Raw genomic sequence first — 14,148 nt, forward strand, 5'->3', positions numbered from 1 at the left:
GGAAAAGTGTTATACTTGCCCTATAGCACGCGGCGCACCTGCAGGAAGCGTTGGTCGTAGCCGCTGCCCTCAACCTGGCTAATTTTAACACCACCATTGGAAGAGGAGTGCACAAACTCAATGGTATCGCCTGGCTGTGAGATAACGATGCCTACATGGCCCGGCTCACGTACCTGCGAATTTGTACCCGTAAAAATCAACAGGTCGCCTGGGCGTGCTTCGTGGCGCGATACATATTCGCCTTCCTCGGCCTGCATGCGGGAGGAGTGAGGCAGTTGCACATCATACTTATCATACACGTGGGTGATAAAGCCTGAGCAGTCAAAACCTTTGGGCGTTTCGCCGGCCCACACATAGGGGGTACCCACTAGCGAGAGCGCATAGTCTATCATTTCAAGCTCATCACTAACAGCCACTTTTGCAGCAGTTGCGGCTTCTGACGTTACACCGGCATTACTTTCGCGCGGCACACGAGTGGGCACTTCAATAGCGTTTTCTGAGTCTGACGTACCAGGGTGTGCAAAGTGCTGTGGCATAAAGAGCAGCAGCAACACTAGCAACACAAGCGGGGAAATCATTACAAGCAAAGTCTTTTTCATAGCGTATAGGTTTGGGTTTACAGGAGTAATAAAGAAAACTTCGTGCCAGTTTATACTTCCTGCTTCTTCTTATATGCCTAAGCTAATAGCCTAGGTACCAATAACATTTAGTATTAAGCCAAAAGTTCTACCAGCATCTTTTCAGCCTTGAGAGGCAAAAAAGTATCATTCACAAAGTATAATGTCCGAAATGGATGTAGGTGTGGTATAATAATAGTAATAATAAATGTTAAAATGATACCTTTGCAGCACTAGCTTACCTTTGGCCGAATGAAACTTTATAAAGCAAGCTCTTTGGAAATCACATGCTATGAGCCACAGAAACGGCTTTACATGGTATGCCTGGATAAACTGAGCTCCAAGGAGTTTAGGGAAGGACTAATAGAGGCGCTCGATTGTGCCGAGCAGCACGAGATAAAACAGTGGCTATTAGACTTGCGTGAAATAGGAGAGTTGGAGGAGGATGAGGAAGTTTGGTTGCAGCGTTATTTCTTCCCTAGCATGATGTCAAAGCTCGGTACCGGAAACCACATCGCGATGGTACTGTCTGAGAAATGCTACAAGGCTTTGTTGTTTGAAGCTGGCAAATTCGGACTTCAGAGCTACAACGAAGTGATTATCATTAAAAACTTCTGCGCGCTGCCAGATGCATTAAATTGGCTCGACGGACAATCTGCACACGCTGCTTAATTTAGCCTCGGTTATAACCGCTGTTTGTACAGGGATTTTGAAAAGCACGGTATTTGTTGTAAAATGCCAAAGCAATCATTAAACATCCCTTATATAAACATGCTCAAACACAACCGATTTAAATTATCACTCTTAATTGTCTTATTCCTGAGTTTAGGTAATGCGGCAGCGGCCCTGGCGGCAGAGCTTCGCTATACCCTTTCTATGCCGGAACCGCACACCCATTATTTTGAAGTAGAGGCAGAGCTGAGCGGAGCCCGCAAATCTCATATCGATTTTACCATGCCTGTGTGGGCACCGGGCTCTTACCTGGTACGCGAGTTCGCTAAAAACGTGGAGAGCTTCGAGGCAACCGACGGAAGCGGAAAATCCCTCAGAAGCGAGAAAATTGATAAGAACACCTGGCGCGTGTACAGCAACAAGGCCAGCGTGGTGCGGGCTAAGTATGATGTGTACGCCTATGAGATGAGCGTACGCACTAGCTTTTTGGATGCCTCGCACGGTTATGTGAATGGCACCAGCATGTTCATGTATCCGGAAGGGTACCAGAATCAGAATGGAACGCTGGTTGTTAAGCCTTTTAGTGGCTGGGATAAAGTATCTACTGGCCTGAAAAGCACCGGCAATTTCACCTATACTTTCCCGAACTACGACATTCTGGCCGATTCTCCGCTGGAGATAGGTACACACGAAGTGTATGAGTTTACGGCAGCTGGCGTACCGCATGAGCTGGCTATGTATGGCGGCGGCAACTATGAGCCAAAGCAGCTGATGGCTGATATGACGAAGGTGATAGAAGAAGGCGTTGCGTTGATGGGCGAGCTGCCAGTGGACCGTTATGTGTTTATAGTGCACAACCTGGAGCGCGGCGGTGGCGGACTGGAGCACCTGAACTCCACCACCCTGCAAACTTCCCGCTGGAACTATGCATCAGAAGCTGGCTACCGTGGATTTCTGAGCCTGGTGGCGCACGAGTACTTCCACCTTTGGAACGTGAAGCGCCTGCGCCCGGAACCGCTTGGCCCATTCGACTACAACACTGAGAACTATACGCGCCTGCTGTGGGTATCTGAGGGTATCACCAGCTATTATGATGACTTGCTGGTTCGTCGCGCAGGATTCAATTCTCCCGACAGGTACCTGGGCGTAGTGGCCGGAAGCATCAACTCAGTTGAGAACACACCCGGCAATAAAGTACAGCCGGTTGCAGAGTCAAGCTTTGACGCATGGATTAAGTATTACCGCCGCAACGAGAACTCTAACAATGCCGAGGTATCTTACTACACTAAGGGCGGAGTGCTGGGCCACCTGCTGAACATGGAGATTATGGAGGCTACCAAAGGTGAGAAGAGCCTGGATGATGTAATGCGCTATATGTACAACCGCTACTATAAAAAGCTGAACAGAGGCTTTAAAGAGGCTGAGTTTAAGGAGGCGATTGAGAAAATTTCAGGCCGTAAGATGGATGCTTTCTTCCAGAACTATGTGAACGGCACGATGTCTCCTGACTATAATACCTTTTTTGATGCTGCTGGCCTGCAGTTGGTAAACACAAACGAAGGCAGCAAATCTATAAACTGGGGAGCCTCTACCTATACATCAGGCGGCAAACTGGTGGTGCGTAGTGTAAGCCGCGGCAGCAGTGCCTGGAAAGGTGGCCTGAACGTTAACGACGAGATTATAGCCATCAATGGCTACCGTGCCGGTGACAACCTGGAGAGCCAGATTGCAGGAATGAACACAGGTGACACAGCCGAGGTACTTATTTCCCGTGACGGCAAACTACAGACGTTGAACGTGAAAATGCTACCGGATAACAGCGTACGGTACCAGTTTATCCGTGTAGACAACCCTACGCAAGTACAGCAGAAGATTTACAACAAATGGCTTAGCATTAGCAATAGCTAAGTGTAAACTGCACATAAACAGAGAAGGCCGGAGTTAACGCTCTGGCCTTCTCTGTTTATAAGCCTCATTTAAGTAATGTGCAGAAGCAGGAGGTAGGATGCTTTCCGAAGTAGTTGCCTATACTTTATACTTTAATCCAGCCTGAAAGACGCGCTGACCACTGCCGTAATCTCTTTCTCAATGGAGGTCGCATCGTTAATGCCGTAGTCGGAGATCATATTGGAGTTGACTGGGGTGATTTGGATAACGCCCATGCGGGCATTGGTGATGGCGCCCAGGTCGCTGCCGGTGGCTTCGGCAATTTTCTGGGCACGGTGCAGCGCGTCTTTGGCCGCATCAGCCTGTATCTCAATTTTCAGGTCTGCCAGTTTGGTAAAGTAGTATTCCGGCGGCATCACCATGATATTAATACCCTTGCTTACGAGCGAAGTCATGTCCAGCGACACCGCCTTGATCTTCTGCACATCCTGTGAGGTTACCTGCACCAGTTGGTTCGCGTTGTACTGTATAATGCGGTTAGTGCTGTAGCCCTGACTGGTTACTTCATAAATAGGGTTCAGGTTGATCGTGTTCAGTTCAATGTCAGCCTCCGCGAAGCCTTTTCCTTTCAGGTACTGGAGCACCGTAGGGCGTTGCTCCAGCAGCCGCTGATACGCTTCTTCGGCAGTACCTGCTTCAGCCTGTATGTTGCTGCGAAGTATACCGAGGTCTGAGGATATCTCACGTTTGGCAGAGCCGGTAACATTAATGGTTTGGTTGGCCTGGTCCCTGAACCTGAAGACCTGTGATAACAGGAGGGCAGAGATAATCAGGCTTATACCAAGTACGATGGTGGGGTAGAGGAGGCTGTTCCGAGTCATACTCCTTATACGATCCAGGTGATAAATTTGCTATAAGCTGAAAGAATTGTACAACAATTCTGCTTTAGGAAAACTATTTTATACTTTAATATCAGCCGAGGGAAGAAAAACCGCTGGTAAAGTAGGACGGTAAGTGCTTGTTTATTAATTTATAGCTATGTATATTTCGTTCTAACTATGCGCTAAGATTGCTCTTACTATGGTGATATTCGAAACTCCGAGCGCCCTTGTAACTTATCAGAAACAGGAAAGGCTGTTGCTGATACAGTGGCTAAGGAAGCCTGATATGGATCTGTTCATGGATACCTACCTGCACGCACTGCAGTTTGTATGTGAGCATCAGCAAACCTATTATTTCTGCACCGACCAATCGCAGATCGGGCCGCTGGACAGGGAGCAGGAAAGCTGGCTGAACCAGGAGTATTACCCAAAGGTGTATGACTGCATTAAAGATGAAATTTATGCGGCCATCGTTTTCTCCAATTCCCATTTCAAAGCGATAGTTACAAACTACCAGGCGTCGGTTACCCTTCCGCAGCAGCACTTTATACACTTCAATTATTTTACAAAGCAGCAGGAGGCGCTGCAATGGCTTTTAGATTTGAAAAAAGGCCAGGATGTGGCTTTAATATCGCCGACAAACTGACCTCTTTTATACTTCTCTTTACCAAGGTTCCTATCAAGGGAAAATACCCAGCAACTCGTAACTTACCCCAATCTTCTCAATTGCCGTCAGGAATGCAGCCGAACGTAAACCCGGTGTGTTTTTCTGCACCATCACATCCCTTATCTCATGGTAAGCATTTATCATCGTATCTTCCAGACCGGATCTAACCAGGCTGATCTCATCTGAACCCTGCGTCAGGAAAGCGCGCTCCTGAGAGGTCATGCTTTTACCGGAACTTGTCTCGATGGCGTTTACAAGTCGGCGGTAACTAGCTTCCTCGGCACGTTTACCCATACGCCCGAACCGAACATTGGAAAGGTTCTTAAGCCACTCAAAGTATGAAACGGTTACACCGCCGGCATTCAGGTATAGGTCGGGCAGAATAACGATGTCGTTCTTGAGCATGATGTCCTCTGCCTCCCGGGTTACCGGGCCGTTTGCCCCCTCAGCGATGATCTTGGCCTTAATTCTGCCAGCGTTACCGCTGTGGATTACGTTTTCCAGTGCGGCTGGCAGGAGAATATCGCACTCCAGTTCCAGCATCTCCTCCGAGTTTTGGTAGTTCCTGCAGTCCTTGAAATTAAGTATAGAACCGTTTTCGCTACGGTGTTTGAAAGCTTCTTTTACATCTATGCCGTTTTCGTTGTAAATACCACCTTCCCGTTCGGCAATGCCTGTAATGATAGCGCCGTCCTGCTGGCAGAAGTATGCGGCATGGTAGCCCACATTGCCAAGGCCCTGCACAATTATGCGTTTCCCTTCCATGGTGTTGCCGTTCAGTCCTCTTCCTTTCATCATGTCCGAATCGGCCAATAGCTCCCGTAAACCAAAGTATATCCCGAGTCCGGTTGCTTCCGCTCGGCCCCTGATGCCTCCCTGGCCTACAGGTTTACCGGTTACGCAACCCAAGGCGTTGGTCTCGCCATACTTTAGCGCCTGGTACGTGTCGGCAATCCAGGCCATTTCGCGGCTGCCTGTACCGTAATCCGGGGCAGGCACATCCATGCCCGGGCCAATGAGGTTCTTCTTTATAAGCTCGGCAGCATAACGGCGCGTTACTTTTTCAAGTGTTTTCTCCGAACTTGTTCGGGGATTTATCTTTACACCGCCTTTCGCACCGCCAAACGGCACATCCACCACGGCACACTTAAACGTCATTAAAGTAGCCAGGGCTTTTACCTCGTCCTCATCTACCTGCATACTAAAGCGAATACCGCCCTTGGATGGGAGCTTGTGGTGGCTGTGCTGCACCCGGATTCCCTCGATCACCTCAACCTTTCCGTCTATCTCTACCGGAAACGATACTTTGTACACACTGTTTGTTGCTTTGATTTGTGCTAGAATGCCCGGGCTTAGCTTGGAGAAACTGGCGGCGTGGTCGAAATACTGATGGACACTGTCTAAGAATTTTTTGCCTTCGTTAGGTGTATTTGCCATACAAGTGTTCTTTTATAGGGATGATGGTTTGATGATTTATGAACGGCGTATACGCGTATTTGTTCTGTTTAGCCCTTTATGGCTCCATATAACAATCAGTTGTAGACTGGTTATAAGGAGGTTGAGGGAAGAACATTCAAAATAAATGTTATATTAAATATTAAATTAATTTTAATATATTGTTTTTTAGCTTTAAAATAAGCTATTTTACCATGCTATATTTATAACAATGCATTCTAAGAGGTTGAATATAGGGGGATTATATAATTCAGGCCTCCATGATAACTGATGCCTTAAGAGATAAAGATTTACCTATGGAAAGAATTGTTGGTGCTGATATGATGGCAGAAAATCCGGCTGGAGAAGTACAGGACTTGCTGAAAACAGATAAGTTGCGTGTACGGTATGCCGCTCAGGCAGATACTTTATTTATTTATTGGGAGGGAGCGGTGAGTTCTGAGGAGTTAAAAATCGGCTACACGCGGATAATTGAGCTCGTCCGGAGACTAAAGCCGGTAAAGTGGCAGCTTGATCTCCAAAAGCGCGGTACCATCAGGCGGGAGGACCAGCGGTGGGTATTTGAACACGTTTTTCCGGAAGTCCTTAGTATCGTGAATGATGATGTTTTTATCGCGGTGGTTCTGCCCGTTTTTCTGATGCATGACCTGGTAAGCGAGCTGAGCGGCGATGAGCTGATGCAGGATAGCAATTTCCTGATCATGCAGCACTTTATGTACCCGGAGGAGGCACAGCGCTGGCTCAACGAGATGCACCTGATCAAGACAGGCACAAAGTAAGGATTATTAAGTGGCATAAAGTATAAAAGCCCGGCCTGTAGCTACAGGCCGGGCTTTTATACTTTATGCTTCAGGGGCAACTACTTCACCTGCAGCAGCTCTACATCAAAGATAAGCGTAGAGTGCGGGCCGATCACGTCGCCGGCTCCCTGTGCTCCGTAGGCCAGTTCAGATGGGATGAATAGTCTCCACTTAGCACCTTCCTTCATTTTCTGCAGCGCCTCTGTCCATCCGGCAATTACGCCGTTTACCGGGAAAGTTGCTGGCTGGCCGCGCTCATAAGATGAGTCAAAGGTAGTGCCATCAATCAGAGTGCCGTGGTAATGCGTGGTTACGGTATCTGTAGCAGACGGAGACTTGCCGGTACCTTCTTTCAGCTCGATGTACTGCAGGCCGCTAGGCAATGTCTGTACACCCTCTTTGTTTTTATTTTCAGCAAGAAACTGCTCACCAGCCTCTTTGTTTACTGATCCGGCAGAACTTTGCTTCTGCGCCACCTCCTGCTGCAGTGCCATCATGGCTTCCTGCACCTCCTGCTGCGACAGGGAAGAGGCATTACCAGCCTGTACATCTTTCAAGCCTTTCATAAAAGACTCGGCTTCCACCTCAATGCCTTGTTTTTTCAGGTTAGTAGCCATGTCGCGGCCAATGATGTAGCTGATTTTCTCTTTTAAATCCATAGTGTGTGGTTGTGCACCCATGGGTGCGGTTTAGTATGATAGTTACAGGCCTGCAAGCAAGCCGTACAAAGTTACCATTTTTCAGCCCGAAGCCAAAGTATGCTCCTGGGCGTCCAATAGCGAGTGCTTGCAGGGAGGGTATAGGGCAGTTTAAGTGGCGGCTAAGTATAAATAAGGCTACTCCTTGCAAGGAATAGCCCCCTTTATATTGGTGGAACTTGCTTATAGGTAAAGATGGTACTCCTCATCTTCCAGGTCAATGTGTATATCTTCCGGGGATAGCCAGTTTCTTAGAACAAGCGCCACAGAAGTGCTTAGCAGGAGCACGGATGAAATAGATGCGAACTGTCTCATAGTGTTACGAAGGTAAAGGGTTAAACTTGGTTTTAAAACGCGTTTCGACTGCTAAGGTTACCATATAATTTAACCAGGGTGTTACCAAGCTGTTATGCTTTTGTAATACCTATCGGATGGAGGCAGACTGCATTCGTTACAGGTATTTTTAGAGCGGTTACTCAAGTAAAATAGCTGCTCTCCCAAGTATGGATTTGTGCTCGAAAGGACTATAGAAAGCAGAGGGGAAATATCTGTTCGGATTTAGCTGGCTTTTATCGAAAATATTCACATAACTTTGCGGCAGAAAGCAGATCATGCATCCACAGAGACTCCACATCAGCCCTTTTTATACTTGCGCGGTGCGTTCAGGTATGGTGGCGGCTTCGCACCATATGTCGTTGTGCGATAAGCTTAACGGTTATTGTCTTAATTTCTACACCACCCCTAAGGACTTTAGCTAATCTGCCCAGGGTTGCCGGTGTCTCTTTGCCTGGTAATTCTGGAACCTACACCCCGGCGAGTTTCTAAAGTTTAAAAACGTCAGTTTTACAATCTTTTTGTTTATGGCTACTAATATCAGCGTCAGGCGCACGTTCTCGTACGCCTTTGCAAGTGCTTACCTTGTTACGCTTTTTTTATCCGTTTTCGACAGGCAGATGCTCTGGTTGCTGTTGCTGCTCGTGCCGGTGCACCTGCTATACCTTTACAATATCCGTCAGGGAAAACACACGCTCCTACGCAATTACCCGTTGGTGGGGTACCTACGTTACTTCTTCGAGAGTATACGCCCGGAGTTCCGGCAGTATTTCTTCGAATCTGACACCGACGGCAAACCTTTCAGCCGTCGCCAGCGCTCCATTGTGTACCAGCGCGCCAAAAACGTGCGTCAGACGGTGCCCTTCGGTATGCACAGCAACAGCCTGGAGGTGGGGTACGAGTGGATTGCCCACACCATGTTCCCAGTGCATGTGAAAGAGGAAGACCTGCGCGTAACCGTCGGCAGCAGCCGTTGCAAGCAGCCTTACAGCGCCAGCATCTACAACATTTCTGCTATGAGCTATGGTTCTTTAAGCAAAACCGCGGTAACCGCCTTAAGTGCGGGAGCTAAGTTAGGTGGCTTTGCTCATAACACTGGTGAGGGTGGCGTCAGTCCCTTTCACATTGAGGGCGGCGGAGACCTGATCTGGCAGATCGGTACGGGCTACTTCGGGTGCCGAGATAAGAACGGCAACTTCTCCGAGGAGCTGTTTCGGCAGCAGGTAGCGCACCCACACATCAAGATGGTGGAGATCAAGCTCTCGCAGGGAGCCAAGCCAGGGCACGGAGGCATCCTTCCGGCTGCCAAAAACACGCCGGAGATTGCCGCGATCCGAAAAGTGGAGCCTTATACCACTGTAGCTTCACCGCCTTCGCACGCTGCCTTTAACGACCAGTTTACCATGCTGCTGTTCATCGAGAAGCTGCGGGTGCTTTCTGATGGCAAGCCAATAGGTATAAAACTATGTATTGGTAACAAGCAGGAGTTCGAACGCCTGTGTCAGGAAATGATGCATAACCGGATCTATCCTGATTTTATAACCATAGACGGGGCAGAAGGCGGAACGGGTGCAGCCCCGCTCGAATTCACCGATAGCCTGGGCATGCCGCTTTATGACGCCCTCGCATTCGCCCAGAACACGCTTCGTAAGTATGGCCTGCGGAATGAGGTAAAACTTATAGCGGCCGGAAAGATCATTACTGGCGTTGATATCATCAAAGCGGTATCATTAGGTGCCGACATCTGTTACAGTGCGCGCGGTATGATGTTCGCGTTGGGCTGTATCCAGGCGCTGCAGTGCGACTCGGGCCGCTGCCCTGTAGGTATTGCCACGCAGGACAAAAACCTATACCAAGGCCTGGATGTGGCGGATAAGCGCGTGCGTGTGGCTAATTTCCATGGTAACACCATAAAGTCGACAATCGAGGTAATGGAGGCCTGCGGTTTTGATAGCCTGCAAAGTATAACGGCAGACAAAATTTTCAGACGCGTGGAGCAGGGCCGGAATATGAGCTTTAAAGAATTGTATTTCTCTACCAGAAACACGGTTCCTAGCGACATCAGCAGAAATTATGTGCTTAATTGATAATGAAAACTTGGTTTACCTGACAGAAGTCCATAAACCCTTATGAAGAAAGAGCCCGCTGCAATTCTGCGCAGCGGGCTCTTTCATTTTATTGAAGTACACAAACAGCCTTACAGGTAATCCTCGCTGTGCTCATCATAGGTATCAAGTTCAAAATCCGCTTCATCGAAGCAGTGGTATACAAACAAGCATGTTGCTGCTCCAACCAATGCCATTGTGCCTAACATGTATAACAGCGGTAATTTGTTTGTTCGTTTCATAAGTATAAAGCATAAGTTGTGATACCTGAGTTTACGAAGTATAAACTGCGTGGGTGCCGGTACAGGAGAAATATATTGCGGGCTACACTAAAAAGAAAAGCCGGACCAATTGGCCCGGCTTAATACTTTATACTTTGGAAGTATGATTTACATGTTTCTGCGGTACTGTCCGCCAACCTCGAACAGGGCGTTGGTGATCTGGCCCAGCGAGCAGAACTTCACGGTTTCCATCATTTCTTCAAAGATGTTACCGTTTTGAGTCGCCACCTGCTGTATGCGTTTCAGCATTTCGGCCGATCTATCGGCATTACGTTCCTGCAGGGCATGCACCATTTTAATCTGATACTGCTTTTCTTCCTCTGTTGCGCGGATAACCTCTGTTGGTATAACCGTTGGTGAACCCTGAGAAGATAGGAAAGTATTTACGCCAATAATTGGGTACTCGCCGGTATGCTTCAGTGTTTCGTAGTATAAACTTTCCTCTTGGATCTTACCTCGCTGGTACATGGTTTCCATGGCACCCAATACACCGCCACGCTCTGTAATTCTATCAAACTCTACCAGGACAGCTTCCTCAACCAGGTCTGTCAGCTCTTCGATGATGAATGAGCCTTGTAGCGGGTTTTCATTTTTCGCCAGACCCAGCTCACGGTTGATGATCAGCTGAATTGCCATGGCACGACGTACAGACGCTTCTGTAGGCGTAGTGATGGCCTCGTCGTAAGCGTTTGTGTGCAGCGAGTTACAGTTGTCGTAGATCGCGTACAGTGCCTGTAGCGTGGTACGGATATCGTTGAAGTCAATCTCCTGCGCGTGCAGCGAACGACCTGATGTCTGAATGTGGTATTTCAGCATCTGCGAACGGGCATCAGCGCCATACTTGTGCTTCATCGCCTTTGCCCAGATTCTACGTGCCACACGGCCAATAACCGCATACTCCGGATCGATACCGTTGGAGAAGAAGAAGCTCAGGTTAGGAGCAAACTTGTTAATGTCCATGCCGCGGCTCACGTAATACTCCACAAAGGTAAAGCCGTTTGCCAGGGTAAATGCCAGCTGCGAGATCGGGTTCGCACCAGCCTCAGCAATGTGATACCCCGAGATAGACACCGAGTAGAAGTTACGCACGTTCTTATTGATGAAGTACGCCTGCACATCACCCATCAAACGAAGCGAGAATTCTGTAGAGAAGATACAGGTATTCTGTGCCTGGTCTTCTTTCAGGATATCGGCCTGTACCGTGCCGCGAACTGCTGCCAGCGTACGTGTTTTAATCGGCTCGTATACTTCTGCAGGCAATACCTGATCGCCGGTAACGCCCAGCAACATCAAGCCTAAGCCGTCATTACCTTTTGGCAACTCACCCTGGTATCTCGGACGCTCAACACCTTTCTCTTTGTAGATGGCTTCGATCTTCGCATTTACTTCATCTTCCAGGCCATTTTCTTTAATATAAAGCTCGCACTGCTGATCGATGGCGGCGTTCATGAAGAAGCCAGTAAGTATAGCTGCCGGACCGTTTATAGTCATCGATACCGATGTCATTGGGTCAGCCAGGTTAAAACCGGAGTATAGTTTCTTGGCATCATCCAGGCAGCAGATACTCACACCGGAGTTACCAATTTTACCATAAATATCCGGTCTGTAATCCGGGTCTTCGCCGTAAAGTGTAACCGAATCAAAAGCTGTAGACAAGCGCTTGGCAGGCATTCCTAAGCTTACGTAGTGGAAACGGCGGTTAGTACGCTCCGGACCACCCTCACCGGCAAACATACGGGTTGGGTCTTCACCTTCGCGCTTGAACGGGAACACACCTGCTGTATAAGGAAACTCACCCGGTACGTTCTCCTGCAAATTCCATTTCAGCAAATCACCCCACGCCTCATACTTTGGTGTAGCCACCTTCGGTATCTGCAAGTGCGAAAGCGATTCGGTATGTGTTTTTATTTTGATTTCCTTGTCACGTACTTTGAAGACGTAGAACTCATTCTTATAAGCCTGTACTTTCTCTTTCCAGTTCTCCAGGATCTTCTTGTTCTGGCCGTCCAGGTTCAGCTCCACTTCGGCATAAGCTGCCTCCAGTTGCTTCACCAAACGGTCCTTGTCTTCCACTTCTATACTTTGCACCGCCTCGATGGACTTCTTGATGCCGTATAGTTTCTGCGCTACTTCAGCCTGGTCCTTAGTCCATTTGTCATAGTTGCGGATGGTCTCGGAAATCTCGGAAAGGTAACGCGTACGTGCAGGAGGGATAATGTATACTTTCTCTGACATCTCCTTTGAAGTCTGTAGGTTAGAGTTGAACTCCACACCTGTCTTCTCAGAGATTTTACCCATAATAGCGCGGTACAACTGGTTCATACCCGGGTCGTTGAATTGCGAAGCAATTGTTCCGAATACCGGAATCTCTTCGTCGTTCACGTCCCAAAGCTGGTGGTTGCGCTTGTACTGCTTCTTCACATCGCGCAGGGCATCCAGTGCACCACGCTTATCAAACTTGTTAAGAGCAATTACATCAGCAAAATCAAGCATGTCGATTTTCTCGAGCTGTGTGGCGGCACCGTACTCCGGCGTCATCACGTACAAACTCATGTCTGAATGCTCAATGATCTCTGTGTCAGACTGACCGATACCAGAAGTCTCCAATATAATAAGGTCGAAATCGGCAGCCTTTACAATGTCTACTGCATCCTGCACATACTTGCTCAGGGCCAGGTTGCTCTGGCGGGTTGCCAGCGAGCGCATGTATACTCTTTCGTTAGAGATCGAGTTCATACGGATTCTATCACCTAACAATGCACCACCAGTCTTACGCTTTGATGGGTCTACGGAGATGATAGCTATTTTCTTTTCCGGGAAATCCAGCAGAAAGCGGCGAACCAGTTCATCCACCAAAGATGATTTACCGGCACCACCTGTACCTGTTATACCTAAAACAGGTGTTTTTATTTCTTTCGCCTGCTCTTTTACTTCGTTAAGTATACCACGCGCTTCTTCCGGGAAGTTTTCTGCCGCAGAAATCAAGCGCGCAATTGCTTTCGGGTCTTTGTCACGCAGGTGCTTTGCTTCGCCATTCAGGTCTTTGCCTGTCGGGAAATCGCATTTCTCCAGCATGTCGTTGATCATACCCTGCAAACCCATGGCGCGGCCGTCGTCAGGGGAGTAAATGCGGGCAATGCCGTACTCGTGCAGTTCCTCGATCTCAGTTGGAAGTATAACCCCGCCGCCGCCGCCAAAAATGCGGATATGGCCGCAGCCGCGCTCGTTCAGCAGGTCATACATGTATTTGAAGTACTCCAGGTGCCCGCCCTGGTAAGAGGTAATGGCAATGGCCTGTGCGTCTTCCTGTATGGCGCAATCCACGATCTCCTGCACCGAACGGTTGTGTCCCAGGTGAATTACCTCAGCTCCTGATGCCTGAATAATACGTCGCATGATGTTGATCGATGCGTCGTGGCCGTCGAAGAGCGAAGCAGCTGTAACGATACGGATATGGTTGACAGGCTTATAAGGCTCTACTTTAGTAAGTTGCATACTTGATTAAACTAGTTTTTTCCAGATTTGATGCGAATATAGGCATTTTTGGACTAATATTTTAAGGATACGTGGATGAACAGGGGAGACCTGTTCGATAGCATTTGCGGGCTTTTATTCAACCAGCAATGCTGATATGTTGCTCTGTTCCTCATGATGCTTATTGCCACTAATTGCAGAAGACACCATAGAAATAAAATGATTTTGGCGCAAACACAGCAACAAACGCACTTTCTTCTTAACTTTGTTCTTCGTAT

Annotated in this window: 12 protein-coding genes; 5 read left to right on the top strand and 7 right to left on the bottom strand. The window is 48.3% G+C overall.

The window, feature by feature from the left end; all coding sequences use genetic code 11:
- Positions 1-20: 20 nt before the first annotated feature.
- Positions 21-599, bottom strand: coding sequence for a C40 family peptidase (locus OO017_RS17785; RefSeq protein ID WP_266054048.1), 579 nt, complete (start codon positions 597-599; stop codon positions 21-23).
- A gap of 294 nt (positions 600-893) precedes the next feature.
- Here OO017_RS17785 and OO017_RS17790 point away from each other — a divergent pair, with 294 nt between their 5' ends.
- Together OO017_RS17790 and OO017_RS17795 are read left to right on the top strand one after the other, a co-directional pair.
- Positions 894-1,289: a hypothetical protein gene (locus OO017_RS17790; RefSeq protein ID WP_266054049.1), complete on the top strand. Its 396-nt coding sequence runs from the start codon at positions 894-896 to the stop codon at positions 1,287-1,289.
- A gap of 99 nt (positions 1,290-1,388) precedes the next feature.
- Positions 1,389-3,197 carry a M61 family metallopeptidase gene (locus OO017_RS17795; protein ID WP_266054050.1) on the top strand — a complete coding sequence of 603 codons (1,809 nt, stop codon included), beginning with the start codon at positions 1,389-1,391 and terminating at the stop codon, positions 3,195-3,197.
- Between the two features lie 131 nt (positions 3,198-3,328).
- Here the strand turns inward: OO017_RS17795 and OO017_RS17800 are convergent, their stop codons facing one another.
- Positions 3,329-4,057 carry an SIMPL domain-containing protein gene (locus tag OO017_RS17800; RefSeq protein WP_266054051.1) on the bottom strand — a complete coding sequence of 243 codons (729 nt, stop codon included), beginning with the start codon at positions 4,055-4,057 and terminating at the stop codon, positions 3,329-3,331.
- Between the two features lie 199 nt (positions 4,058-4,256).
- Between OO017_RS17800 and OO017_RS17805 the strand changes: the two genes are divergently transcribed.
- Complete coding sequence (locus OO017_RS17805) at positions 4,257-4,703, top strand: hypothetical protein (RefSeq protein ID WP_266054052.1); 447 nt, start codon at positions 4,257-4,259, stop codon at positions 4,701-4,703.
- Positions 4,704-4,736: 33 nt separating this feature from the next.
- Here OO017_RS17805 and OO017_RS17810 read toward each other — a convergent pair whose 3' ends face one another.
- Positions 4,737-6,161, bottom strand: coding sequence for a Glu/Leu/Phe/Val family dehydrogenase (locus OO017_RS17810; protein ID WP_266054053.1), 1,425 nt, complete (start codon positions 6,159-6,161; stop codon positions 4,737-4,739).
- A 314-nt stretch (positions 6,162-6,475) separates the two neighbouring features.
- Here OO017_RS17810 and OO017_RS17815 point away from each other — a divergent pair, with 314 nt between their 5' ends.
- Positions 6,476-6,958 (top strand): hypothetical protein, encoded by a 483-nt coding sequence (locus OO017_RS17815; protein ID WP_266054054.1) that lies wholly within the window; start codon positions 6,476-6,478, stop codon positions 6,956-6,958.
- Between the two features lie 80 nt (positions 6,959-7,038).
- On the opposite strand, the gene bamJ is transcribed toward OO017_RS17815, so the two are convergent.
- The gene (gene bamJ / locus OO017_RS17820; protein ID WP_266054055.1) at positions 7,039-7,638 is read right to left on the bottom strand and encodes a BamJ family beta-barrel-assembly machinery protein; all 600 of its coding nucleotides are present in this window, start codon (positions 7,636-7,638) and stop codon (positions 7,039-7,041) included.
- A 222-nt stretch (positions 7,639-7,860) separates the two neighbouring features.
- Positions 7,861-7,992: a hypothetical protein gene (locus tag OO017_RS17825; RefSeq protein ID WP_266054056.1), complete on the bottom strand. Its 132-nt coding sequence runs from the start codon at positions 7,990-7,992 to the stop codon at positions 7,861-7,863.
- Positions 7,993-8,537: 545 nt separating this feature from the next.
- Between OO017_RS17825 and OO017_RS17830 the strand changes: the two genes are divergently transcribed.
- The gene (locus OO017_RS17830; protein ID WP_266054057.1) at positions 8,538-10,097 is read left to right on the top strand and encodes an FMN-binding glutamate synthase family protein; all 1,560 of its coding nucleotides are present in this window, start codon (positions 8,538-8,540) and stop codon (positions 10,095-10,097) included.
- 110 nt (positions 10,098-10,207) lie between these two features.
- On the opposite strand, the gene OO017_RS17835 is transcribed toward OO017_RS17830, so the two are convergent.
- Together OO017_RS17835 and OO017_RS17840 are read right to left on the bottom strand one after the other, a co-directional pair.
- Positions 10,208-10,357 carry a hypothetical protein gene (locus OO017_RS17835; RefSeq protein WP_266054058.1) on the bottom strand — a complete coding sequence of 50 codons (150 nt, stop codon included), beginning with the start codon at positions 10,355-10,357 and terminating at the stop codon, positions 10,208-10,210.
- A 147-nt stretch (positions 10,358-10,504) separates the two neighbouring features.
- Positions 10,505-13,891: a methylmalonyl-CoA mutase family protein gene (locus OO017_RS17840; RefSeq protein WP_266054059.1), complete on the bottom strand. Its 3,387-nt coding sequence runs from the start codon at positions 13,889-13,891 to the stop codon at positions 10,505-10,507.
- Positions 13,892-14,148 lie beyond the last annotated feature (257 nt).

The organism is Pontibacter anaerobius (assembly GCF_026241195.1).
In the GTDB taxonomy this organism is placed as follows: Bacteria; Bacteroidota; Bacteroidia; order Cytophagales; family Hymenobacteraceae; genus Pontibacter; species Pontibacter anaerobius.

Bases quoted from the DNA above. Each gene is read 5' to 3' on its own strand.
- OO017_RS17830 (WP_266054057.1), top strand. From the start codon at position 8,538: ATGGCTACTAATATCAGCGTCAGGCGCACGTTCTCGTACGCCTTTGCA.
- OO017_RS17835 (WP_266054058.1), bottom strand. From the start codon at position 10,357: ATGAAACGAACAAACAAATTACCGCTGTTATACATGTTAGGCACAATG.
- OO017_RS17785 (WP_266054048.1), bottom strand. From the start codon at position 599: ATGAAAAAGACTTTGCTTGTAATGATTTCCCCGCTTGTGTTGCTAGTG.
- OO017_RS17800 (WP_266054051.1), bottom strand. From the start codon at position 4,057: ATGACTCGGAACAGCCTCCTCTACCCCACCATCGTACTTGGTATAAGC.
- OO017_RS17810 (WP_266054053.1), bottom strand. From the start codon at position 6,161: ATGGCAAATACACCTAACGAAGGCAAAAAATTCTTAGACAGTGTCCAT.
- OO017_RS17795 (WP_266054050.1), top strand. From the start codon at position 1,389: ATGCTCAAACACAACCGATTTAAATTATCACTCTTAATTGTCTTATTC.
- OO017_RS17815 (WP_266054054.1), top strand. From the start codon at position 6,476: ATGGAAAGAATTGTTGGTGCTGATATGATGGCAGAAAATCCGGCTGGA.
- OO017_RS17805 (WP_266054052.1), top strand. From the start codon at position 4,257: ATGGTGATATTCGAAACTCCGAGCGCCCTTGTAACTTATCAGAAACAG.
- OO017_RS17840 (WP_266054059.1), bottom strand. From the start codon at position 13,891: ATGCAACTTACTAAAGTAGAGCCTTATAAGCCTGTCAACCATATCCGT.
- bamJ (WP_266054055.1), bottom strand. From the start codon at position 7,638: ATGGATTTAAAAGAGAAAATCAGCTACATCATTGGCCGCGACATGGCT.
- OO017_RS17825 (WP_266054056.1), bottom strand. From the start codon at position 7,992: ATGAGACAGTTCGCATCTATTTCATCCGTGCTCCTGCTAAGCACTTCT.